This window comes from Janthinobacterium sp. GW823-FHT03B06 (assembly GCF_058796955.1).
Genome location: NZ_JBXAJE010000001.1, coordinates 753,315 through 776,807, shown reverse-complemented (window position 1 = coordinate 776,807; position 23,493 = coordinate 753,315). Strand labels below are relative to the sequence as shown.

Annotated in this window: 22 protein-coding genes; 14 read left to right on the top strand and 8 right to left on the bottom strand. The window is 62.6% G+C overall.

Translation table 11 applies throughout. From position 1 onward, the window contains the following. Positions 1–49 precede the first annotated feature (49 nt). From AC1RBA_RS03590 to AC1RBA_RS03545, 10 genes are all read left to right on the top strand, one after another. Entirely contained in the window at positions 50–1,192 is a 1,143-nt protein-coding gene (locus tag AC1RBA_RS03590; RefSeq protein ID WP_492416619.1) for an FAD-dependent oxidoreductase, read from the top strand. Positions 1,193–1,271: 79 nt separating this feature from the next. Then, positions 1,272–2,351, top strand: coding sequence for a tRNA 2-selenouridine(34) synthase MnmH (gene mnmH / locus AC1RBA_RS03585; RefSeq protein WP_492416617.1), 1,080 nt, complete (start codon positions 1,272–1,274; stop codon positions 2,349–2,351). Positions 2,352–2,449: 98 nt separating this feature from the next. Beyond that, the gene (gene selD, locus AC1RBA_RS03580) at positions 2,450–3,514 is read left to right on the top strand and encodes a selenide, water dikinase SelD (protein ID WP_492416615.1); all 1,065 of its coding nucleotides are present in this window, start codon (positions 2,450–2,452) and stop codon (positions 3,512–3,514) included. A 25-nt stretch (positions 3,515–3,539) separates the two neighbouring features. Further along, entirely contained in the window at positions 3,540–4,409 is an 870-nt protein-coding gene (locus AC1RBA_RS03575; RefSeq protein WP_436497063.1) for a putative selenate ABC transporter substrate-binding protein, read from the top strand. 169 nt (positions 4,410–4,578) lie between these two features. Further along, positions 4,579–5,391: a phosphonate ABC transporter ATP-binding protein gene (locus tag AC1RBA_RS03570; protein ID WP_492416613.1), complete on the top strand. Its 813-nt coding sequence runs from the start codon at positions 4,579–4,581 to the stop codon at positions 5,389–5,391. A 17-nt stretch (positions 5,392–5,408) separates the two neighbouring features. Further along, complete coding sequence (locus AC1RBA_RS03565; protein WP_492417165.1) at positions 5,409–6,221, top strand: PhnE/PtxC family ABC transporter permease; 813 nt, start codon at positions 5,409–5,411, stop codon at positions 6,219–6,221. Then, the gene (gene phnE / locus AC1RBA_RS03560; protein ID WP_492416611.1) at positions 6,218–7,015 is read left to right on the top strand and encodes a phosphonate ABC transporter, permease protein PhnE; all 798 of its coding nucleotides are present in this window, start codon (positions 6,218–6,220) and stop codon (positions 7,013–7,015) included. The genes AC1RBA_RS03565 and phnE overlap by 4 nt, the downstream gene beginning before the upstream one ends. Before the next feature lie 25 nt (positions 7,016–7,040). Further along, the gene (locus AC1RBA_RS03555) at positions 7,041–7,406 is read left to right on the top strand and encodes a hypothetical protein (RefSeq protein WP_492416609.1); all 366 of its coding nucleotides are present in this window, start codon (positions 7,041–7,043) and stop codon (positions 7,404–7,406) included. A gap of 57 nt (positions 7,407–7,463) precedes the next feature. Then, positions 7,464–8,105 carry a putative DNA-mimic protein gene (locus AC1RBA_RS03550; protein WP_492416608.1) on the top strand — a complete coding sequence of 214 codons (642 nt, stop codon included), beginning with the start codon at positions 7,464–7,466 and terminating at the stop codon, positions 8,103–8,105. Then, the gene (locus AC1RBA_RS03545) at positions 8,102–8,593 is read left to right on the top strand and encodes a GNAT family N-acetyltransferase (protein ID WP_492416606.1); all 492 of its coding nucleotides are present in this window, start codon (positions 8,102–8,104) and stop codon (positions 8,591–8,593) included. The genes AC1RBA_RS03550 and AC1RBA_RS03545 overlap by 4 nt, the downstream gene beginning before the upstream one ends. 139 nt (positions 8,594–8,732) lie before the next feature. Here the strand turns inward: AC1RBA_RS03545 and AC1RBA_RS03540 are convergent, their stop codons facing one another. The 7 genes from AC1RBA_RS03540 to cyoA form a co-directional block, all read right to left on the bottom strand. Further along, positions 8,733–9,269, bottom strand: coding sequence for a response regulator transcription factor (locus AC1RBA_RS03540; protein ID WP_034788474.1), 537 nt, complete (start codon positions 9,267–9,269; stop codon positions 8,733–8,735). Further along, positions 9,259–10,608 carry an ATP-binding protein gene (locus AC1RBA_RS03535; protein WP_492401326.1) on the bottom strand — a complete coding sequence of 450 codons (1,350 nt, stop codon included), beginning with the start codon at positions 10,606–10,608 and terminating at the stop codon, positions 9,259–9,261. Before AC1RBA_RS03535 ends, AC1RBA_RS03540 begins: the two co-directional genes overlap by 11 nt. After that, complete coding sequence (locus tag AC1RBA_RS03530; protein ID WP_492416604.1) at positions 10,592–11,425, bottom strand: SURF1 family protein; 834 nt, start codon at positions 11,423–11,425, stop codon at positions 10,592–10,594. Before AC1RBA_RS03530 ends, AC1RBA_RS03535 begins: the two co-directional genes overlap by 17 nt. Next, positions 11,422–11,808 carry a cytochrome o ubiquinol oxidase subunit IV gene (gene cyoD / locus AC1RBA_RS03525; protein WP_034788483.1) on the bottom strand — a complete coding sequence of 129 codons (387 nt, stop codon included), beginning with the start codon at positions 11,806–11,808 and terminating at the stop codon, positions 11,422–11,424. Before cyoD ends, AC1RBA_RS03530 begins: the two co-directional genes overlap by 4 nt. Beyond that, positions 11,805–12,443: a cytochrome o ubiquinol oxidase subunit III gene (gene cyoC / locus AC1RBA_RS03520; protein ID WP_034788486.1), complete on the bottom strand. Its 639-nt coding sequence runs from the start codon at positions 12,441–12,443 to the stop codon at positions 11,805–11,807. Before cyoC ends, cyoD begins: the two co-directional genes overlap by 4 nt. After that, positions 12,436–14,439: a cytochrome o ubiquinol oxidase subunit I gene (cyoB, locus tag AC1RBA_RS03515; protein ID WP_070218846.1), complete on the bottom strand. Its 2,004-nt coding sequence runs from the start codon at positions 14,437–14,439 to the stop codon at positions 12,436–12,438. The genes cyoC and cyoB overlap by 8 nt, the downstream gene beginning before the upstream one ends. Before the next feature lie 90 nt (positions 14,440–14,529). Continuing rightward, on the bottom strand, positions 14,530–15,513 hold the full coding sequence (cyoA, locus tag AC1RBA_RS03510; RefSeq protein WP_175444764.1) for a ubiquinol oxidase subunit II: 984 nt from the start codon (positions 15,511–15,513) through the stop codon (positions 14,530–14,532). Between the two features lie 217 nt (positions 15,514–15,730). Here cyoA and AC1RBA_RS03505 point away from each other — a divergent pair, with 217 nt between their 5' ends. Next, a complete protein-coding gene (locus AC1RBA_RS03505; RefSeq protein WP_070288561.1) occupies positions 15,731–17,077 on the top strand; it encodes an MFS transporter in 1,347 nt (448 codons plus the stop codon). A gap of 104 nt (positions 17,078–17,181) precedes the next feature. Here the strand turns inward: AC1RBA_RS03505 and AC1RBA_RS03500 are convergent, their stop codons facing one another. After that, positions 17,182–17,634 (bottom strand): Hsp20/alpha crystallin family protein, encoded by a 453-nt coding sequence (locus tag AC1RBA_RS03500; protein ID WP_492416602.1) that lies wholly within the window; start codon positions 17,632–17,634, stop codon positions 17,182–17,184. Positions 17,635–17,915: 281 nt separating this feature from the next. Between AC1RBA_RS03500 and AC1RBA_RS03495 the strand changes: the two genes are divergently transcribed. From AC1RBA_RS03495 to AC1RBA_RS03485, 3 genes are read left to right on the top strand one after another with little or no spacing between them, the layout of a single operon-like run. After that, positions 17,916–21,398 (top strand): response regulator, encoded by a 3,483-nt coding sequence (locus AC1RBA_RS03495; protein ID WP_492416600.1) that lies wholly within the window; start codon positions 17,916–17,918, stop codon positions 21,396–21,398. A 28-nt stretch (positions 21,399–21,426) separates the two neighbouring features. After that, positions 21,427–22,308 carry a CheR family methyltransferase gene (locus tag AC1RBA_RS03490; protein ID WP_492416598.1) on the top strand — a complete coding sequence of 294 codons (882 nt, stop codon included), beginning with the start codon at positions 21,427–21,429 and terminating at the stop codon, positions 22,306–22,308. Next, positions 22,298–23,488, top strand: coding sequence for a hybrid sensor histidine kinase/response regulator (locus AC1RBA_RS03485; RefSeq protein WP_070218328.1), 1,191 nt, complete (start codon positions 22,298–22,300; stop codon positions 23,486–23,488). Before AC1RBA_RS03490 ends, AC1RBA_RS03485 begins: the two co-directional genes overlap by 11 nt. The last annotated feature ends 5 nt before the right edge of the window (positions 23,489–23,493 follow it).

The window sequence follows — 23,493 nt, the reverse complement described above, 5'->3', positions numbered from 1 at the left end:
TCTGGAACGCCGTTCCACTACTATTTTGAACACCACCTGAAAGATCACCATGCAAATCGCCATCATCGGCGCGGGCCTGGGCGGGCTGATGCTCGCCCGCGTGCTGCACGTCCACGGCATCGCCGCCACCGTGTATGAAGCGGATGCATCGCCGCAGGCGCGCCGCCAGGGCGGCATGCTCGACATCCACGAGGAAAGCGGCCAGCAAGCGCTGCGGGCAGCCGGCCTGCACGACGCCTTCCTCGCCCTCATCCATGCGGGCGGCGAAGCGAGCCGCGTGCTCGACCAGCATGGCACAGTCTTGCACGACGAGGGCGACGATGGCACGGGCGGGCGTCCCGAAGTGCCGCGCGGCGAGCTGCGCCGCATCTTGCTCGATGCCTTGCCTGAAGGCTGCGTGCGCTGGGGCCACAAGCTGACAAACGTCGCGACGCTGGACGGCGGCAGGTACATGCTGAGCTTTGCGCATGGCGCCACGGCGGCCAGCGATCTGCTGGTGGGCGCGGACGGCGCCTGGTCCCGGGTGCGGCCGCTGCTCTCCAGCGCGCAGCCCGCCTACAGCGGCATTGCCTTCATTGAAACGTATCTGTTCGACAGCGACCGCCGCCACGGGGCCACTGCGCAAGCCGTGGGCGCCGGCGCCCTGTTCGCGCTGGCGCCGGGCAAGGGCATCCAGGCTCACCGCGAAGCCGATGGCGTGCTGCATGCGTATGTGGCCCTGAGTAAACCCGAAGAGTGGCTGGCAGGCATCGATTTTGCCGATCCCGCTGCCGCCCGGGCGGCCATCGCCGCCCAGTTTGCCGGCTGGGCGCCGGCGCTCACGGCCCTGATCACGGACGCGGACACGCCGCCCGTGCCCCGTCCCGTGCACCTGCTGCCCGTCGACCACCGCTGGCAGCGCGTGGCGGGCGTGACCTTGCTGGGCGACGCGGCCCATTTGATGGCGCCGGCCGGCGAAGGCGCCAACCTGGCCATGCTGGACGGCGCCGAGCTGGCGCAGGCGCTTGCCGCGCAGCCAAGCGACGTGGAAGGGGCCCTGCTGGCATATGAAGCGGCGCTGTTTGCGCGCAGCAGCGCGGCCGCGGCCGAGTCGGAACGCATCCTGCGCCTGTGCTTTGACGGCGACGCGCCGCATAGCCTGGTGCGGTTCTTCACAGGCATGCGGGACGCCGGCCCGGCACGCACTGTGTGAAAGGCGGCGCCAAAGCCCCACGCCAGCGGCCTTTATCGGGGATAATACGTCTTTCCCCATTCCAAGCAGCCGCGCCACGATGAAATACCCCGCAGTCCTTCCCTTCAGCGACATCCTGCCACGCCTGCATGAATTCGACGCCATCATCGACGTGCGCAGCCCGTCCGAGTTCGCGGAAGACCACTTGCCGGGCGCCATCAACCTGCCCGTGCTAGACGACGAGCAGCGCGTGCGCGTCGGCACGCTATATAAACAGACCAGCGCCTTCGAAGCGAAGAAGCTGGGCGCGGCGCTGGTGGCGAAGAATATCGCGCGGCATATCGAAGACGGTTTCCTCGGTCACCCGCACGAATGGAAGCCGCTCGTCTACTGCTGGCGCGGCGGCAACCGCAGCGGCGCCATGGCGCACATCCTGGCGCGCATCGGCTGGCCCGTCACGCAACTCGACGGCGGCTACAAGGATTACCGGCGCCACGTGAACGCCGAACTGGCCACCCTGCCCGAGCGCTTCGACTTCATCAACGTGCTGTGCGGCCCTACGGGCAGCGGCAAGAGCCGCCTGTTGCAGGTGCTGGACAAGCAAGGCGCGCAAGTGATCGACCTGGAGCAATTGGCAGCGCACCGCGGTTCCGTGCTGGGCGGCTTGCCAGAGGAAGAGCAGCCCTCGCAAAAGGCGTTCGAGAGCGCGCTGTGGCAGCAGTTGCGCCAGTTCGACCCGGCATTGCCCGTCTTCATCGAATCGGAAAGCAAGAAAGTGGGCCGCGTGCGCGTGCCCGACGCGCTGATGGACAAGATGCGCGCGGCCGCCTGCACCGACGTGCGGCTGGCCACGGACCAGCGCGTGCAATTGCTGATGCAGGACTATGCGCATTTCGTCGGCGACCCGGAGCGCCTGAATGTGCAGCTGGCCCTGTTGACGCAGCTGCATGGCAAGGAGAAAATCGCTCATTGGCAGCAGCTGGCGACGGCGGGCCAGATGGCCGAACTGGTGGAAGAGCTGCTGGTCCAGCACTACGACCCCGTCTACCGGCAATCGATCGCCCGCAACTTCAGCCGCTACGCCCAGGCGACGCCGCTGGTCTTGCCCGATATTTCAGAACATGCCTTTGAGCAAGCCGCGCGCGCGTTGTGTGGTATTGTCGGCACTAATTCCCCCTAAAGACGCAGTGCCGGGGTCGGCCCCTGAGGGTCCGACCCCAGACCTTGCGTTTGGGGTAAAAATGATCATCGTTGTACACAACATCAGCAGGAATTTCCATGTCAGATAGCGCAGCAACATCCAATACCCCCATCCGATTGACCGAATTTGCCCATGGCGGCGGCTGCGGCTGCAAGATTGCGCCCGGCGTACTGGCCGACATCCTGAAAGGCAGCGGCGGCTTTCCCCTGCCGAAGGAATTGCTGGTCGGCATAGAAACCTCCGATGACGCGGCCGTCTACCAGCTCAACGACGAGCAGGCGCTGATCGCCACGACGGATTTCTTCATGCCCATCGTCGACGACCCGTTCGACTTCGGCCGCATCGCCGCCACCAACGCCATTTCCGACGTGTACGCGATGGGCGGCACGCCCATCATGGCGCTGGCCCTGGTGGGCATGCCGATCAACAAGCTTCCCGTGGAAACCATCGGCCTCATCTTGAAAGGCGGCGAAACCATCTGCGCCCAGGCCGGCATCCCCATCGCGGGCGGCCACACCATCGATTCCGTCGAACCGATCTATGGCCTGGTCGTGCTGGGCCTGGTGCACCCGTCGCAAGTGAAGCGCAATGCGGGCGCGCGCGCCGGCGACAAACTGGTGCTGGGCAAGCCGATCGGCGTGGGCATCCTGTCAGCCGCGCTGAAGAAGAATGCACTGGACGCGGATGGCTACGCTTCCTTGATCAACAACACCACCAAATTGAATACCCCGGGCAAGAAACTGGCCCTGCTCGACGGCGTGCATGCGCTGACGGACGTGACGGGCTTCGGCTTGCTGGGCCACACGCTGGAACTGGCGCGCGGTGCCAAGTTGCAGGCGCGCATCGCCATGGCTGACGTGCCGCTGCTGCCGCAAGTGCAGCAACTGGTGCAGAATGGCAACATCACGGGCGCCTCCGGCCGCAACTGGCAGGGCTACGGCGAGCAAGTGGCGCTGGCCGACAGTCTAACTGCCATCGACAAGGCGATCCTGACGGACCCGCAAACGGCCGGCCCCCTGCTGGTGGCGTGCGCGCCGGAAGCCGTCGAGCAAGTGCTGGCGATTTTCCGCGCCGAAGGCTTTGGCGACGCCGTCGTCATCGGCGAGATGCAGGATGGCACGACCGGGGTTTCCGTATATTAATGAACAATCTTTCAAAGGCAGTCCCATGACCACATTCTCCAACAAGTTCCCCGCCATCCTGGCCACCGTCGCCGCCACCCTGGCCATCCACAGCGGCCTGGCGCAGGCGCAGCAAGTGCTGCGCGTGTCCGCCATTCCCGACGAAGCGCCGACGGAGTTGCAGCGCAAGTTCAAGCCACTGGGCAGTTACCTGGAGAAAAAGCTGGGCATGAAGGTGGAATTTACGCCCGTCACCGATTACGCGGCGTCCGTGGAAGGCTTGATCAATCACAAGCTCGACATGGTCTGGTTCGGCGGTTTCACGTTTGTACAAGCCAATGTGCGCAGCGGCGGCAAGATCGTGCCGCTGGTGCAGCGCGAGGAAGACACGAAATTCCGCTCCGTGTTCGTGACCACCAGCAAGGACATCAATCAATTGTCTGACCTGAAAGGCAAGAACTTCACGTTCGGCTCGGAATCGTCGACCTCGGGCCACTTGATGCCCCGTTACTATTTGCTGGCCGCCAAGATCAATCCGGATACGGACATGAAGCGCATCGCGTTTTCGGGTGCGCATGACGCCACCGTGGCGGCCGTGGCCGGCGGCAAGGTCGATGCGGGCACCTTGAACATTTCCGTATGGGAAAAGCTGGTCGAAGCGAAAAAGGTCGATCCAAGCAAGGTGCGCGTGTTCTACACGACGCCGGGCTATTACGATTACAACTGGAGCGTGCGCGCCGACATGAACCCCGTCGTGCGCAAGAAGCTGACGGACGCCTTCCTGGCGCTCGATGCTTCCACGCCGGAAGGCAAGGAAATCCTCGAACTGCAGCGCGCCACCAAATTCATCCCGACCAAGGCCGAGAACTACAAGGATATCGAAGCGGCCGCGCGCGATGCGAAGCTGTTGAAGTAAACGACGTCGTCGCGTTTTATCGTAGGTCGGATTAGCGGCAAAGCCGCGTAATCCGACACAAGCGATAATGCCAACAATGTTGTCGGATTACGGCCTCCGGCCTAACCCGACCTACGCTGCCGTCGCATGGCGTAATCCGACACACCAACGCCCCCATACCGAACATCGCATGACATTCCAACTTCACAAGGTCAGCGTCCACCACGCGGGTGCCGCCGGCAATGCGCTGGCCCTGCGCGATGTGGACCTGGACGTGGCCCAGGGTGAACAGATCGCCCTGATCGGCCCTTCCGGCGCCGGCAAGACCAGCCTGCTGCACACCTTGGCCTGCGCGCTGCGCCCGGCATCGGGCACATTGCACATCCTGGGCACGTCGCCCTGGCAAGTCGGCAGCGGCGAACGCCACGCCTTGCGCGCTCGATTATTCCTGGCGCCGCAAACGCCGCCGCTGCCGCCGCGCCAGCGCGTCGTCAACGCCGTGCTGGCGGGACGCTTGCCGCAATGGAGTTTGTGGACGGCCATCCGTTCGCTGGTCGCGCCCGTCGATCCGCGCGCCGCGTGGGAAGCACTGGGCAAATTCAACCTTCAGGATAAGCTGTACGCCAGGGTCGACCGCCTGTCCGGCGGCGAACGCCAGCGCTGCGGCATGGCGCGCGCGCTCGTGTCGGATGCACAAGTGTTCCTCGTCGACGAACCCTTGTCCGCGCTCGACCCCACACTAGCCTTGCAGACGATCCATGTGCTGCAGGCGGAAGCGACGGCGCGCAACGCCACCCTGATCTGCAGCCTGCACCAGGTGGAGATCGCGCGCGCCTGTTTTACGCGCATCATCGCCTTGCGCGACGGCAAGATCGTCTTCGACTTGCCTGCTAGCGAGGTCAGCGACGCCATGATCGCCGAGCTGTACCGCAACAAGGCCGATCCGGCGCCCCAGTTCGAGGCGGTGGAGGCGAACCTGGACGCCGCGAGGCCCCTTTGCTGAAGAGCGCCGACGCCGCCATGCCGCGCGACCCCGCCTGGCGCGGCCGCCTGACCGGGGCTGCCATCGTGCTGCTCGTGCTGTGGCCGATGCTGGTGCAGGCCGAATTCAAGCCGTGGATACTCTGGAATGCGCAAAGCCTGGCAGCCACCTGGCAATTCATCGCCAGTTTCGTGCCGCCCGCCCACTCGCTGGAATTTTTGCAGCTGGTGGCCATTTCCAGCTGGGAAACCATCGCCATGGCCACGGCCGGCATGGCGCTGGCCATGCTGGGGGCCATTCCCCTGACCTTGCTGGTGACGGAGCGCCTGTCGATTTCACGCATCGGCAGCGGCACCGTCTCGCCCCTGGCCGCCGCCGTGCGCCACGCAGTCCGTGCGCTGCTGGTGCTGCTGCGCAGCGTGCCGGAACTGGTCTGGGCATTGCTATTGGTACGCATCGTCGGCCTGGGGCCGACGGCGGGCGTGATCGCCATCGCGCTCACGTATTGCGGCATGCTGGGCAAGGTGTATTCGGAAATCCTCGAATCGTCGGACGCCGCCGCCTGCAACGCGCTATTGAACAACGGCAGCGGCAGATTAAAAGCCTTGCTGTACGGCGCCCTGCCCGAATCGGCCGCCGAACTGGTGTCGTACACGATCTACCGGTGGGAATGCGCGATCCGCGGCTCCGTCGTCATGGGCTTTGTCGGCGCGGGCGGCCTGGGCCAGCGCATGGATGAATCGATGAAGATGATGGCCGGCAATGAGCTGGCCACCATGCTGATGGTCTTCGTGCTGCTGGTGGCGGGTGCCGATGCCGTGTCCGCCATGCTGCGCCGGAGGCTGGCATGAAGACGGAACCGATGTTGCCCGTCCCTGCCCCCGTGCGCTGGTCGACCTGGGCCTTGCTGGCCGGTTTAGTGCTGCTGGTCATCGCCAGCTTCGCCACCCTGCCCCTGAAATGGGGAGAATTCTTCAGCGCCGACGCCCTGCGCACGAGCGCCGATTTCCTGCACGGCTTCGCCCCGCCCGAGCTGGCCGCCCCCTTCCTGATGAAAGTCGGCGTGGCCACGTTCGAAACCCTGGCCATGTCGACCATCGGCACGGTGATCGCCGCCATCCTGGGCGCGCTGCTGGCCCTGCCCGCCAGCGGCCGTTTCGGCAGCCTGGCGCGCAACGCGACGCGTGGCGTGTTGAATGTGCTGCGCTCGATCCCGGAGCTGGTGTGGGCCTCGATCCTGCTGATCGCCGCCGGCCTGGGCCCGTTCGCGGGCACACTGGCGCTGGCCCTGCACACGGTGGGCGTGCTGGGCCGCTTGTTTGCCGACGCGTTCGAAAACTGCCCGCCCTTGCCGGCCGCCACCCTGCGCATCAACGGCGCCCGGCCTGCGGTGGCCTTTTTGTACGCCACCTTGCCGCAGTGCGGGCCGCAGATGATGTCCTACACTTTGTACCGCTGGGAAAACAATATCCGCGCCGCCGCCATCCTCGGCGTCGTCGGTGCGGGCGGCCTGGGGCAGATGCTGAAATACCATCTGTCGCTGTTCCAGATGCAGAACGCCGCCACCGTCATCGTCGCCATGCTGCTGATGGTGGCCGCCGTCGATGGCCTCAGCTACCTGCTGCGCCGCGCCATGACCCGCTAATTTTCACTTTTCACAAGGAATGCCCATGTCAGGCTGGTGGACGATTATCTCGACAGAAACGCCGGAACAAATGGCCGATATGACGAAAGTCAACAAGGAAGCGTTTCTCGCCACGTGGGAAGCGGGCCTGTTCGGCGCCGACTGGATCGCGCAACTGTGTGAGCAAGGCAAGGCGACCCAGCTGGCCTTCAACGGCTTCCCCAACCGCTACACGGCCTCGGCGGACGTTATCACGCCCCTGCTGCTGGCGGGCATCGCCGAAGCGCAGGATGGGGAGTTTCCGCAAGATAAGCTCACGGGCTGGCCCGGCAGCATTACCGTGTATCCGGAGCGCATCGCCGCCTGCAGACCTGGACAGTTGCTGACGATCGAAGTGTGGGACCAATCGTAAATGATGACCAGAGGCAAATGATTTACACTGGCAGCTGAACAATAAAGGAGTCCATGCATGGGATTGGCAATAACAGTCGGCGCTCTGGCCGACCTGCACGAAGAAGACCCGGAAGGCGCGCAATGGTTGGCCGATTCCCTGGCGCAAGCGAACGCCCTGCTGCAAAAAGCGGGCTTGCCGCAGCATGGCGAACCGCTGGTCTTGCCGCAACTGCAGTCGCGCGCAGCGCTTGATTCCTTTCCATACAGCTACCTGCATTATTTGCGCCGCGCGTATGCGCATGCGGTCCAGGATGGGCAATGGCGGGCCACGCCGCTGGCCGAAGGCGAGGATCCAAGCGAAGATCCGGTGCTGGAAGCGGCGCAGGATGACCTGGACAGCCACCTGCTCTGCCATTCCGATTGCGAGGGCTTTTATTTCCCCCTCGTCTTCGACGACGTCATTTTTGCCGATGATGAACATCCGCTGCTGGGCGGCATGCTCGGTTCCTCGTACAGCCTGCGCGCCGAACTGGTCACGGTCGCGCCCGCGCTGGGCATTTTCCTGCTCGGCGACGAGCTGAGCGATGAAGAAGCGGCGCGCATCAATGCGCGTATCGACGCCGAAGACGATCTCGAGCGCGAACTGATCGCCTGGCTGGCCGCGTATGAGGCATGCCGGCTCAGCATCGCACACAAGACGGCGATCGTCTTCAATTGAGCCTGCTGATACGCCCCACCGCCGCCAGCGACTGGCCCATGCTGAAAGCCACGCGCCTGGCCGCGCTGCTCGACGCTCCGACAGCCTTCGGCGCCAGCCATGCCAGCGCGGCAAGCTTTTCCGATGCGGACTGGCAAGAGCGCGCCATCAGCACGCCGCAGCGCACCTTCTTCCTCGCCTTTGACGGAGAACAGCCCATCGGCCTGGCCGCGCAAGTGGTGGCCGGCAATGGCGAATGCCATTTGATCGCCATGTGGGTACAGTCCGCATATCGCGGCCTGGCCGTGGCGCAAGGCCTGGTCGAGGCCGTAAAACAATGCGCCGTGGACAATAGCCACGTTCGCCTGGTGCTCGACGTCGCGCCCGAGAATGCGCGCGCGGCGGCGTTTTACCAGAAGCAGGGGTTTGTCTTTTTGCCCGAATGGGAAGCGCTGGAAAGCCATCCGCATATCCGCGTGCAGAAGATGGAGTGGCTGGCGCCGGCTTGAACGCCATCCATCTGTACACACAACAACAATCCCACAATGCTCGATACCGCTGCTTTCCCACAGCATGCGCTGGAGCGATGACAGTACGATCGAACTGGCATTCGACAACGACCAAACTGCGCAGTGACTACCGGAATGTCTACTTGACCCGCTGCTTTTCCAGCTTGCGCGCCAAGGTGCGCCGGTGCATGCCCAGCCTTCTTGCCGTTTCGGAAATATTGAAATCCGTCTCGGCCAGCATTTCGTGGATGCGCTCCCATTCCAGGGTCTTGATGTTGGTGGCGCGGTTCGTCAGTTCGATGTCGGCGTTGCCGGCCACGTGGCCGAAGGCCGCTTCGATGTCGTCCGTGTTCGACGGTTTCGCCAAATACTGGCAGGCGCCCAGCTTGATGGCTTCGACGGCCGTGCCGATGCTGGCGTAGCCCGTCAGCACGACGATCAGCATTTCCGGGTCGTGCTGGTGCAGCATCTGCACGCAGGCCAGGCCGGACGTATTGCCATTGAGTTTCAAATCGACGACGGCGTAGTCGGGGCAATGCTGTTCCAGCAAGGCGCTCGCCTCATCGAAATTGGTGGCCAGGATGACCTGATAGCCGCGCCGTTCGAACGAGCGGCCCAGGGTGCGGGCAAACGCGGCATCGTCTTCCACGATCAGTAACAGACGGTCATCCTGCATGGTGGTCGCTTTCTCTTTCCAGTTTGATGGCCGCCAGCGGCAAGGCCAGGTGCACCACCGCCCCGCCCTGCACCCGGTTGCGCGCCGTCACCGTGCCGCCCAGGGTACGCGCGACATTGACCACCAGGAACAGACCGAGGCCGCCGCCGGGCTTGCCCTTGCTGCTTTGATATGGTTTACCCAGGTGCGTCAGCATCGACGGCTCGAAGCCGGGGCCCGCATCGGTAACGACCAGGTGCAAGGCGTCCGCTTCGCGCGTCGCTTCGAAGCGCAGCCACTCGGGCGACGCTTCCAGCGCATTGTCGAGCACATTGCAGATAGTTTGTTTCAAGGTCGAATCGAAGACGACGGGCACATCGTGCTCGATGCGGTTATCGTACTCGAAATCCTGGATCGGGCGGCTCGTGCGCCACTCGTCGACCAGCTCGTTGAGGAAGGTATTGATCGTCGTCTTGACGGAAGATTCCCCGCGCGCCTCGCCCGCCGACAATAAAATGCCGCTGACGATGCTCTTGCAGCGCTGCAATTGCGCCTGCATTTCCGTGATTTCTTCCAGCAGTTCGCTGTTCTTGCTCAGTTCCGGCATGCGGCGCCAGTCGCCGAGGATGACGGACAAGGTTGCCAGCGGCGTGCCCAGCTCGTGCGCGGCGCCCGAGGCCAGCAAGCCCATGCGGATGATGTGCTCCTCTTCCGCCGCACGCTGGCGCAAGTCGGCCACCTTGGCGTCGCCGGCCCGCTGGTTGCGGTTGATGCGCGTGATGAACACCACCAGCAAGGCGGCGTTCAAAATAAAACAGATCAGCAGGCCTTGCACGTACAGGCTGGAAAAGCCGCGCTCGGGGTCGATCGGCAGGATCAAGGGGCCGGGCAGCAAGGCCAGGCCCGCCAGGCACAGGCTGGTAATGGCCACCATGATCCAGGTCGACCACACTTCCAGCAGCACGGCGCTGAGGATGACTTGCAATAAATACAGGAAGGCAAACGGATTGCTGATGCCGCCGCTCAGGTAGAGCTGGGCCGTCAGCACGGTGACGTCGACCAGCAGCGCGAGGAACAGGGCCGTGTTGGAAACGGGCTGGCGTTCGTGCCAGCGCAGCAGGCTGGCCAGATTGAAGGCGATGAGGCAGGACAGCACTTCCAGCATGTAGGGCACGGGCAAGGCGATGCCCAGTCCCACGCCCACGCCGAAGATCGTGCTGATCTGGCCGATCACGGCCAGCCAGCGCAGCTGGATCAGCAGCTTCATGTTCTGGTGGCCGGCCGGATGTTCCATCTCGGCCGCCACGGCGCCGCGTTCTAGTACCTCGCGGTTGGGCAGGATTTCAATCCTGCCCGGCATGGTCGCTTTCCTGGCGATCGGCATTGCCCGCCTTGCGCGCGCGGCGGCGCCGGTCTTCGCGCACGATCCACCATGTGATGCCGGCCACCATCAGGGCCAGCGCGAACCACGTCAAGGCGTACACGAGGTGGTTGTTGTGGAACGAGATCACGGTCAGGCCGCCGACGGGGGCGTCACTGGCCGTTTCCGATTTTTCCTTCGCATCGACGAAATACGGCGCCACGTTGGTGAGCATATGCGAGGCGGCGATGGCGGCCACGTCGCGCGAATACCAGTGCTGGGTGGCAGGACTGTTTTCACGCAAGAAACCGCCGCCCGTCTCGCTGATGCGCAGCAAGCCGTCGACCTCGACGATGCCGGCCGGCGTGCTGGCGGCGATGCCGGCGCGTTTCGGCACAAAGCCGCGGTTGATGAGCACGGTGCTGCCGTCGGCCAGGCGCAAGGGCGTCACCAGCCAGTAACCGCTGCCCAGTGCCGTCGTTGCTTGCACCAGGGTATTGAAAATGGGGAGATAAGTACCGGAGAGTCGCACATGGCGGTATTCATCCGTTTGCTGCGTGATGCTGGCCCAGGCTGCGGGTCCAGGCGCGTCCGTTGCGGGCGCATGTACGCGTTGTTCGACGCGCTCGATCAGGTCAAGCTTCCAGAACAGGCGCTTGACTTGCCAGGTTCCCAGGACGCAGAAACCGGCAAACAAGATCCCCGCCAGCAAGGCTAGCGCATACCGCACAGCCATGCCGCGTGGGCCTGGCGCGGCATCTTGCGATGCGGCGCCAGGGGCGCGCCCGGTGTTGCTTGGGCGCGGTTGACTCATCATGGAGCCGTTTTCGTATGCATGTACTCAGGCATCAGATCCGGCATCATGTTGTGGTTCATGTGGTACATGACCCACAGGGAACCGGCCATGGCAATACCCACGATCATGATCGTGAAGATCAGCGCCATCATGTTCCAGCCGCCTTCGGACTTGGTGTTCATGTGCAGGAAGTACACCATGTGTACCACCACTTGAACGGCCGCGAATGCCAGCAGGACCAGGCCCATGGTGCCCGAGTTGGTGATGGCTTTCGTCATCACCAGCCAGAACGGAATGGCCGTCAGGATCACCGACAGGATGAAACCGATGGCGTAGCTTTTCAGGCTGCCATGATCGTGGTTGTCATGGTGGTGGCTATCGCCGTGTGTGTGGTGGTCGCTCATGGCAGCACTCCCATCAGGTAGACAAAGGTGAAGACGCCGATCCAGATGACGTCCAGGAAGTGCCAGAACAGCGACAGGCACATCATGCGGCGGCCGTTTTCCGGGGTCAGGCCATGCTTGTTCAACTGGAACATCAAGGTCACGAGCCAGATCACGCCGAACGTCACGTGCAAGCCGTGGGTACCGACCAGGGCAAAGAACGACGACAGGAACGCGCTGCGCTGCGGACCGGCGCCTTCGTGGATCAGATGAATGAATTCATACATTTCCAGCGACAGGAAGGCCAGGCCGAACAGGCCCGTGATGCCCAGCCAGACCAGGGTGCTGCGCAATTGCTTGCGCTGCATGGCCAGCATGGCAAAGCCGTAGGTGATCGACGACAGCAGCAGCATGGCCGTGTTGACGGCCACCAGCGGCAGGTCGAACAGCGCGGCGCCCGTCGGGCCGTCCGCGTAGCTGCGGCCGACCACGGCGTACGTGGCGAACAGACAGGCGAAGATCAGGCAATCGCTCATCAGGTAGAGCCAGAAACCGAGCAAGCTGCCGTTTTCCGGGTGGTGCTCGCGCACAAAGTAGCTGCGCGTGCTTGGTGCGGCGCCAGCGGCGCCGGTGTTATGGGCGATGGTATCAGACATGGCTGCTCAGCAATTTAGTATAAGCGTCTTCGGTACGGACCACTTCTTCCGCAGGAATGTAGTAATCGCGCTTGTAGTTAAAGGTATGGACGATGATCGTAATCATCATGACCACGAAGCCGATGCCGGCGACGAGCCACATTTGCCAGATCAGGCCAAAACCGACCAGTGCGGACAGCGCGGCGATCACGAAACCAGCCCAGGTGTTCTTCGGCATGTGGATCTTCGTGAAACCGGACGTCGGACGCTGGTAACCGTGTTTCTTCATGTCAGTCCATGCATCGAGTTCGTGCACTTGTGGCGTGAAGGCGAAATTATAGTCTGGCGGTGGCGACGACGTCGACCATTCCAGCGTACGGCCGCCCCATGGGTCGCCGGTGACGTCGCGCAGGGCGTGACGGTTGCGGAAACTCACATAGAACTGCATCAGCAGGGAACCGATGCCCAGCGCGATCGAGACGGCGCCAAACCAGGCGATGATGGTCCAGATTTGCAAGGATGGATCTTCAAAGTGGTTGACACGACGGGTCACGCCCATCAGGCCCAGCACGTACAGCGGCATGAAGGCCAGGTAGAAGCCGACGAACCAGAACCAGAACGAGCACTTGCCCCAGAACGCATCGAGCTTGTAGCCGAAGGCTTTCGGGTACCAGTAGTTGATCGCAGCAAATACACCGAACACCACGCCGCCGATAATCACGTTATGGAAGTGGGCGATCAGGAACAGGCTGTTATGCAGCACGAAGTCCGCTGGAGGTACGGCCAGCAGCACGCCGGTCATGCCGCCGATGGTGAAGGTGACCATGAAGCCGATCGTCCACAGCATCGGCAGTTCGAAGCGGATACGGCCGCGGTACATGGTAAACAGCCAGTTGAAGATCTTCGCGCCCGTCGGGATCGAGATGATCATCGTCGTGATGCCGAAGAAGGAGTTGACGCTGGCGCCCGAACCCATGGTGAAGAAGTGATGCAGCCATACCAGGTACGACAGGATCATGATGACGCAGGTGGCGTACACCATCGAGGCGTAGCCGAACAGACGCTTGCTGCTGAACGTGGCGACCACTTCCGAGAACACGCCGAACAGCGGCAGGATCAGGATGTAGACTTCCGGGTGACCCCAGATCCAGATCAGGTTGACGTACATCATGGCGTTGCCGCCCAGTTCCGTCGTGAAGAAGTTAAAGCCGGCAACGCGGTCCAGCGACAGCATGGCCAGAACAGCCGTCAGCACCGGGAAGGCGGCGACGATCAGGATGTTGGTGCACAGTGCGGTCCAGGTGAAGACAGGCATTTTCATCCAGGTCATGCCCGGTGCGCGCATCTTGACGATGGTGGCGATCAGGTTGACACCGGACAATAGCGTCCCGACCCCGGCAATCTGCAAGGACCAGATGTAATAGTCTACCCCCACGTCCGGACTGCCGACGATGCCCGACAGCGGCGGATACGCCAGCCAGCCCGTGCGGGCGAATTCGCCGACGAACAGCGAAGCCATGACCAGGGCGGCGCCCATGGTGGTCATCCAGAAGCTGAAGTTGTTGAGGAATGGGAAAGCCACGTCGCGCGCGCCGATCTGCAGCGGCACCACGTAGTTCATCAGACCCGTCACGAAAGGCATCGCGACGAAGAAGATCATGATCACGCCGTGGGCGGTGAAGATCTGGTCGTAGTGATGCGGCGGCAGGAAGCCGGCATTGTCGCCAAAGGCGATCGCCTGCTGGGTACGCATCATCAGCGCGTCGGCAAAGCCGCGCAGCAGCATGACCAAGCCCAGGATCATGTACATGATACCGATTTTTTTATGGTCGATACTGGTGATCCAGTCGCGCCACAGGGTACCCCAGACGCGGAAATACGTCAGTGCCGCAACGAGTGCGATACCGCCCAGGGCGACCATTGCAAAGGTCGCCAGCAGGATAGGTTCGTGAAATGGAATTGCATCCCAAGTCAGACGGCCGAATATAAGCTTCGTCAGATCAATATGGTCTAGCATTGTTACTCTCAGAGAAAAAAGGGAGGCGCCAGGCAAGCGGCGCCAGTATCTGCAGCGCCACTACGATGCGCTGCGGGATTCATGCAGTGGTTACTTGGCTTGAACGCCCTTTTCCACGACTGCATCGCTAGCGACTACTGCCGTTACGGCCGCTACCGGGCTTTTTGCCATCGTCAATTTGTATGGCTCGACCGGCGTCACGCACAGGGCGTCGGAAACGATGGTGCGGTTCAGAATTGCCTTGTACAGATCGTTAGGCACGGCGCTGTAGCGGCGTACCGGGTCGCGTTCGCTAGGCTGGGCCAGCGACAGGTAGTCGTCGCGGTTCAGCGCGCCGCCACCGGCACGTGCCGATTCCACCCATTTGTCGAAGTCCGCATCATTGACACCGTGGAACTTGAAGCGCATGCCCGAGAAACCGGCACCGCTGTAGTTCGCGGAGAAGCCTTTATAGACACCCGGCTTGTTGATGACGGCATTCAACTGCGTTTCCATGCCCGGCATGGCGTAGATCTGACCTGCCAGCGCGGGGATGAAGAACGAGTTCATGACGGACGACGCGGTGATCTTGAAGCGGATCGGACGATCGACGGGCGCGTACAGTTCATTCACGGAAGCGATACCTTGCTCCGGGTAGATGAACAGCCATTTCCAGTCCATGGCCACGACTTCGACGATCATCGGCTTGTGGCTGGCGGGAATGGGGCGGTTGGCGTCGATACGGCTCAATGGGCGGTATGGATCGAGGGTGTGGGTGCTGATCCAGGTCAGCAGGCCCAGCACGATGATGATCAACAGGGGCGCGCCCCAGATAATCAGCTCGAGGCGAGTCGAGTGGTCCCAGTCCGGCTCGTATTTGGCCGCGGTGTTGTTTTTTCTATAGCGCCATGCGAACAGCAGGGTCAGGGCGATTACCGGAACGATAATCAACAGCATCAGCAATGTCGAGATGACAATCAGATTGCCTTGCTGAACTGCGATGTCGCCAGACGGATTCAGTACCACCGTATTGCAACCAGCCAACAATGCGAGAGGTAAAAGAAGCAGTCCGCGACGAACTTTTAATGAAAACATACAGGAAAGTCCAGTACAGGGGATGAAGATATGGTACTGTATTCTCACTGGAGCGCACTGGCAATTGGACGTTTTGTCCTACCCCTTGCTCGGACTTTCACTTGGTAGACGAGGACTTCTCCTACAACTATCTAATGAATAGTCCTGCTCCGGGCGTGAGACACCCGGGGTAAGTTACGCGTTGGCCGAACTCGAAACGATATTGGAGACGATCATCATGTCCAGCACGCGCACACACAGCGGCGATGTACCCGCCGACTTTTCCCCCCACTCCCTGCGCGACGCACGCGGGGCCGGCACGGTCGAATCGCATATCGACCCCGGTGAGATCGCCGTCGGCGTGATCATCGGCCGCGCTTCCGAATACTTTGACTTCTTTGTTTACGCCATCGCCTCGGTGCTGGTGTTTCCGCGAGTCTTCTTCCCGTTCGAAGAACGCCTGGAAGGGACGTTATATGCGTTCCTGATTTTCTCATTCGCCTTCATCGCCCGTCCGTTCGGCACCGTGATCTTCATGGAAATCCAGCGCCGCATGGGACGCAGCGCCAAGCTGACGTTCGCCCTCTTCCTCCTGGGCGTGTCGACGGCCGGCATCGCCTTCCTGCCGACCTACTCCCACCTGGGCTTTGCCGCCATCATCTGGCTGTCCGTGCTGCGCATCGGCCAGGGCGTCGCTCTGGGCGGTTCCTGGGATGGCTTGCCATCGCTGCTGGCCCTGAACGCGCCTGAAAACAAGCGCGGCTGGTACGCCATGCTGGGCCAGCTGGGCGCGCCCGCCGGCTTCCTGATCGCCGCCGGCCTGTTCTGGTTCATGCTGACCAGCCTGACGGATGAAGACTTCCTCGACTGGGGCTGGCGCTATCCGTTCTATGTGGCCTTCGCCATCAACGTCGTGGCCCTGTTTGCCCGTTTGCGCCTGGTGTCGACGAATGAATATGCGCGCCTGCTCGACGAACGCGAACTGCAGCCCGTGAGCGTGTTTGAAATGAGCCGCGGCCAGGGCCGCAACGTGCTGATCGGCGCCCTCGCCGCGCTGGCCAGCTACGCCCTGTTCCACCTGGTCACCGTGTTCCCGCTGTCGTGGATTTCCGTCTACCAGACGCGTTCGGCCCCGGACTTCCTGCAAATCCAGATGCTCGGCGCCGTGCTGGCCGCCATCGGCGTGGTGATTTCCGGCTTGCTGGCCGATAAAGTGGGCCGCCGCACCACCCTGGGCGTGCTGGCCGTGCTGATCGCCATCTTCAGCGCCTTCGTGCCGACCCTGATGGGCGGCGGCAATACCGGCCAGAATGTGTTCATCCTCGTGGGCTTCAGCCTGCTGGGACTGTCCTACGGCCAGGCTGCCGGCGCCGTGACGGCCAACTTCCCTGCCCGCTTCCGCTATACGGGCGCGGCCCTGACGTCCGACCTGGCCTGGCTGGTCGGCGCCGGTTTCGCCCCGCTGGTGGCGCTGGGCCTGTCGGCCAACTTCGGCCTCGCCTATGTCAGCTTCTACCTGCTGTCGGGCGCCGTCGCCTCGCTGGCCGCGCTGAGCCTGAACCGGGCGCTGGAAATCCGCGACTGACATATATATAGAGGCAAATCGGGTGGCAGCGTGCTGCCACCCGACAATACCCAAGAAACGCCGGCACCGTCCGGCGTTTTTTCATGCCCGCTCCTTGGCCAGGCTTACTGTATCGCCAGCTGCCGCCCTCCCGTCCCCTCTTTCTTCGGCAAGTCCAGCAGCAGCACGCCATTTTCATAGCGCGCCTGCGCGCCGGCCTCGTCCACCTCGTGCGGTAGCACGAAGCTGCGGTATTGCTGGCCATACTCGCGTTCGCTGCGCACGGTCTTGCCGCCGCCGTCGCGCGTCACTCTTTCATCTTTGAGTTCGGCACTGATGGAGACGCGGCTCCCCTCGATGGAGACCTTGATATCGTCCTTGTTGACGCCTGGAATGTCTGCCTGCACCTGATAGGCTTGCTCGGTTTCGGAAATATCGACGCGCATGCGTGACGAACCCGCATCGCGCAAGCGCAAGGCGGGCGCGAAAAAGTCATGCATGAAATCTTCCATGTCGCTGAACGGGTCGAAACGTGCCAGCGGGTTTTGCGGATCGCGACGCATCAATTGATTAGCCATGATGTCCTCCTGCATGGGATGGTTTGCACACGGCGGTCGTCGCAGGGACGCCGCCACCTCCTGCATCTTAGGATGCGAACCGCTTGTCTCTTTGATCTGCCTCAATCGCGGCCAGCTTGATTTTTCCCCGACGATCATCTGTGCGCTGGCGCGCTTTGCACCGCCTTACGCGTCGGCAATTTAGCGCAAGACTGTTATGCTAGCGCACGCTATGCTTGACCACCAGAAACCTTGCATTTCAATTAAAATTGACTTTTTCGCGACAGCCTTACACGGACATGATGAATACCAAGACCCCGATCGACTCCTTCAGCTTTCGCCGCATCCTCGCCCGCAACGTTACCTTGCCGCTGCTTATCGGGATCGTCACGGCCCTCGTCTTTGTCGGCCTGATCGCCTACCTGCTCTCGGCCCTGCGCTCGGTCGAGCATTCCGAACGGGTGATCGGCAACGCCAACGAGGTCATGAAGCTGTCCGTCGACCTGGAAACAGGCATGCGCGGCTACCTGCTGACGGGCGATGAAACGTTTTTGGCGCCGTATAAATCGGGCAAGGCAAAGATCGCCGTGGAAATGAACACGCTGCTCGAGCTGGTGTCCGACAACTCCATCCAGGTGGACCGGCTGCGCCGCATCCGCGCGCTGCAAGGCCAGTGGATGGAGTACGCGGAAGCCGTGATCGCCCAGCGCCGCAACAACCAGGAATTCCTCGCGCGCGTGCGCCAGGGCGAAGGCAAGCTGGAATTCGACGAAATCCGCCGCGAATTCCTCACCTTCCTGTCCATGGAACAGCGCCTGCGCCAGGAGCGGGCAGACTCGGCCGAGGGCCGCACCATGCTGGCCGTGGTGGTGTTCCTGATCCTCAGCCTGGGTATGTCCGGCTTGCTCGCCTACCTGGGACGGCGCGAACTGCTGCGCCTGTCCGATATCTATAACGATGCGCTCGAGCAGCGCGGCAAGGACAACGACGTGCTGCAGGAGCAAGCATGGCTGCGCACGGGACAGACGGAACTGGCGGCCCACACGAGCGGTCAGCTGGGCCTGCCGCAGCTGGGACGGCACGTGCTGGACTTCCTGGCGCACCGCCTCGACGTGGCCGTCGCCACCCTGTACGTGGTCGACGAGGATGGCAGCCTGCGCCGTACGGCCGTGTACGGTTTCAACGAACAGGGCGTGAAGGAAAAACAGGTGTTCAAGCTGGGCGAAGGCCTGGTGGGCGAGACGGCGCGCGAAAAGCGCCTCAAGCACGTGCAGCAAGTGCCCGAGAATTATCTGACCGTGACGTCGAGCCTGGGCAGCGGCGCGCCGCTGGAACTGGTGTTGGTGCCCGTCAACAATGAAGGCGTCGTCAACGGCGTCATCGAACTGGGCTTTACGCATCCCGTCAGCGCCCGCGCCAAGGAGTGGCTGAACCTGATTGGCACCAATATCGGCACGTCGCTGGAAGCGGCCCTGTACCGCCAGCGCCTGCAAAATGTACTGGAAGAAACGCAGCAATTGAATGAAGAACTGGAAGTGCAGCAGGAAGAACTGCGCACGGCCAATGAAGAGCTGGGTGAGCAATCGCGCGTGCTGGAACAGTCGCAAGCCCACCTGGAAGAGCAAAAAGCGGCGCTGGAGCAGTCGAACGAGCAGCTGGCCGTGCAGGCGCTGTCGCTGGACCAGAAGAACATGGCGATCGTCCAGGCGCACGCCCAGCTGGAAGCGCGCGCCGAAGAGCTGCAGCGGGCCAGCCGCTACAAATCCGAATTCCTGGCGAACATGTCGCATGAGCTGCGCACGCCGCTGAACAGCTCGCTCATCCTGTCGAAGCTGTTGTCCGACAACAGCAGCGGCAACCTGACGCCCGAGCAAGTGACGTTTGCGCAAACCATTTATTCGGCCGGCAATGACCTGTTGACCCTCATCAACGACATCCTCGACATTTCCAAGGTCGAGGCGGGCAAGCTGGAGTTGACGCCGGACGCCGTGCCTTTCGACGAGCTGCTCAGCAGCATGAAGATGCTGTTCGGCGCCCAGGCGCAACAAAAGAAACTGGTATTTGACGTCAAGGTGGCGCCGGACACGCCGCCGTCCTTCGTCAGCGACCGCCAGCGCCTGGAGCAGATCCTGAAAAATCTGCTGTCGAACGCCATCAAGTTTACCGATGCGGGCACGGTGTCCCTGCACGTGAGCGCCGATGCGGCCGGCCAGGTGCGCTTCCAGGTGCAGGATTCGGGCATCGGCATCGCCGACGACCAGCAGCACAAGATTTTCGACGCCTTCCACCAGGCCGACGGCACCACCAGCCGCCGCTATGGCGGCACGGGCCTGGGCCTGTCGATTTCGCGCGACCTGGCCGCCTTGCTGGGCGGCGGCATCGAGCTGGCCAGCACGCCGGGCCAGGGCAGCACGTTTACCTTGGTGTTGCCGGCCGTCATGCCGGAACGGGCGGTGGAGGCGGCGGCAGCGCCCCACGCCGCGCCGCAAGCGCCCGCAAAAACCGCGGCCGCCGCACCGAAGGCGGCGCCTGCCGCCAAGCCCGTGCCGCTGCCCACGTTCCAGGATGACCGCGATAGCGTGCCCCCCGCCAAGACGGGCCAGCGTTCCGTGCTGGTGATCGAGGATGAGCCGTCGTTTGCCGGCATCCTGTTCGACCTCGCGCATGAAATGCAATACCGCTGCCTGGTGGCGCACGGCGCAGACGAAGGCTTGCGCCTGGCGGAAGAATTCCTGCCCGACGCCATCCTGCTCGACATGGGCTTGCCGGACCGCCCTGGCTTGCTGGTCTTGCAGCAATTGAAGGAAAACCCGATAACCCGCCACATTCCCGTGCACATCGTCTCCGGCAACGACCAGATCCAGGAAGCCATGCAGCTGGGCGCCATCGGCTACGCCACCAAGCCGCGCACGCGCGAACAATTGAAGGAAGTGTTCCACAAGCTCGAATCAAAATTCACGCAGCAGATGAAGCGCATCCTGCTGGTCGAGGACGACGAACGCCAGCGCGAAAGCGTGGTCCACCTGATCAGCGACAACGACGTGGAAATCACGGCCGTGGCGCTGGGTGAACAGGCGCTGGAACTGCTGAAGACGCAAATTTTCGACTGCATGATCATCGACTTGAAGCTGCCCGACATCCAGGGCAACGAATTGCTCGAACGCATGGAACATGAAGAGCTGTGCTCGTTCCCGCCCGTCATCGTCTACACGGGCCGCAACCTGAGCCGCGAGGAAGAAGCGGATTTAATGAAATATTCGCGCTCGATCATCATCAAGGGCGCCCGTTCGCCCGAGCGCCTGCTCGACGAAGTGACCCTCTTCCTGCACAAGGTGGAGTCGGAACTGTCGAGCGAGCGCCAGGGCATGCTGCAACAGGTGCGCAGCCGCGAGCGCGTGTTTGAAGGACGCAAGATTTTGCTGGTGGACGACGACGTGCGCAATATCTTTGCCCTGACGAATGCGCTGGAACAGAAAGGCGTGGTGGTGGAAATCGGCCGCAACGGCTTCGAAGCCATCAGCAAGCTCAACAGCGTGGACGATATCGACCTGGTGTTGATGGATGTCATGATGCCGGGCATGGACGGCCTGGAAGCGACGCGCTTGATCCGCGCCGATGGCCGCTACAACAAGCTGCCCATCATCGCCATTACGGCCAAGGCCATGAAGAATGACCAGGAAGAATGCCTGCAGGCGGGCGCATCCGACTACCTGGCCAAGCCGATCGACCTGGACCGTCTGTATTCCTTGCTGCGCGTGTGGATGCCAAAGATGGAACGCATCTGATGCCACACCACGCGATGGAAAGCCGCTGATGTCCCCGCGCTACACGGACGAGCAGCTGCACGCGTTGATGGAAGCCATCTATCAGCGCTACAGCTACGACTTTCGCGACTATTCCCTGCCCTCGCAGCGCCGGCGCCTGAACCAGGCGCTCGAGCGCTTCCATTGCGCCGACTTGCCTGCCTTGCAGCAGCTGGTGCTGGACGACGCAGCCAGCTTTGGCAAGCTCCTGCAGATTTTGACCGTGCCCGTCACGCAAATGTTCCGCGACCCGGCGTTTTTCCTCGCCTTGCGCGAACACGTCGTGCCCGTGCTGAAAACCTATCCATCGCCGACCATCTGGGTGGCCGGCTGCTGCACGGGCGAAGAGGCGCTGTCGCTGGCCATCGTGCTGCACGAGGAAGGCTTGCTCGAACGCAGCACGATCTACGCCACGGACATCAATCCGCAAGCGCTGGCCACGGCCGCGCGCGGCGTGTATCCGCTGCACCGGCTCGAGGAGTATGGCGCCAACTACCTGGCAGCGGGCGGCCTGGGCCAGCTGGCCGACTACTACACGGTCGAGCATGCCACGGCGCGTTTCCAGCAGCGTCTGCTCGACAGTATCAACTTTGCCGACCACAGCTTGTCCACGGACAGCGTTTTTATCGAAACGCAATTGATTTTGTGCCGTAACGTGCTGATTTACTTCAACAAAACCTTGCAGGAGCGGGCCCTGGGTCTGTTCCACGACTCGCTGTGCCACCGGGGTTTCCTGGGCCTGGGCAGCAAGGAAAGCACGCATTTCACGCGCTTTGCCGCCGACTTCGAGCCATTGCCGGGTCCCGAAAAGCTCTACCGCAAGCGTGCGCCGTCGCACGCCGCTTCCCATTACGCTGGGCGGCACATGCCAGGATTGAAACATGATGAATGAAACAAGTACCAAACTGCTGATCGTCGATGACTTGCCGGAAAACCTGCGCGCGCTCAATGCGCTGATCCGCGAGAGCGACCGCAGCGTCTACCAGGCCTCGTCGGGCGAAGAAGCGCTGGCCCTGCTGCTCGAACACGATTTCGCGCTGGCCATCCTCGACGTGCAAATGCCGGAAATGGATGGCTTTGAGCTGGCACAACTGATGCGCGGCACGGAAAAGACGCGCCACATCCCCATCGTCTTCGTCACGGCGGCCGGCAAGGAAATGAATTTCGCCTTCCAGGGCTATGAAAGCGGCGCCGTCGACTTCCTGCACAAGCCGCTCGACATCAATGCCGTGCAAAGCAAGGTCAACGTGTTCGTCGCCCTGCACCAGCAGCGCAGCGAGACGCGGCGCCAGGTGCAGGCGCTCGAGCACAGCCGCCAGCAGCAGGAAGCGTTATTGAAGGAATTGCGCGCCACCCAGGCGGAACTGCAGCGCTCGCTGCGCCTGCGCGACGAATTCATGTCCATGGTGGCGCACGAGCTGCGCACGCCCCTGAACACGCTGTTCCTCGAGACGCAGATGCGCACCGTGAACCTCGAGCGGGGCAATCTGGCCGCCTTCGAGCCTGAAAAGCTGGGCAAGATGGTGGCGCGCGACGGGCGGCAAATCCGCAGCATGGTGCGCCTGATCGACGACATGCTCGACGTGTCGCGCATTACCAGCGGCAAGCTGTCGATCCGCCGCGAATCGGTCGATCTGACCAGCCTGGTGCGCCGGGTGGCCGACGACCTGTCGCCGTATGCCGCCGCGGCCGGCAGCGTGCTGGAAGTGCTGGCCTTCGAACCTATCCACGGTTACTGGGATGCCTTCCGCGTCGAGCAAATCGTTGTCAACCTGATCAGCAATGCCGTGCGCTACGGCCAGGGCCAGCCCGTGGAAATCAGCCTGGCGCACACGCAGAACAGCGCCGTCATCGAAGTGCGCGACCATGGCATCGGCATCAACGCGCGCGACCAGGAGCGCATCTTCGACGCCTTCGAGCGCGTCATGCACCAGGACCGCACCGGCGGCCTGGGCCTGGGGCTGTTCATCACCAAGCAACTGGTCGATGCGCATGGCGGCGCCATCACCCTGCAAAGCCAGCCCGGCAATGGCGCCCTGTTCAGCGTCACCCTGCCGCTGGCCGGCAGCTGAGGCCG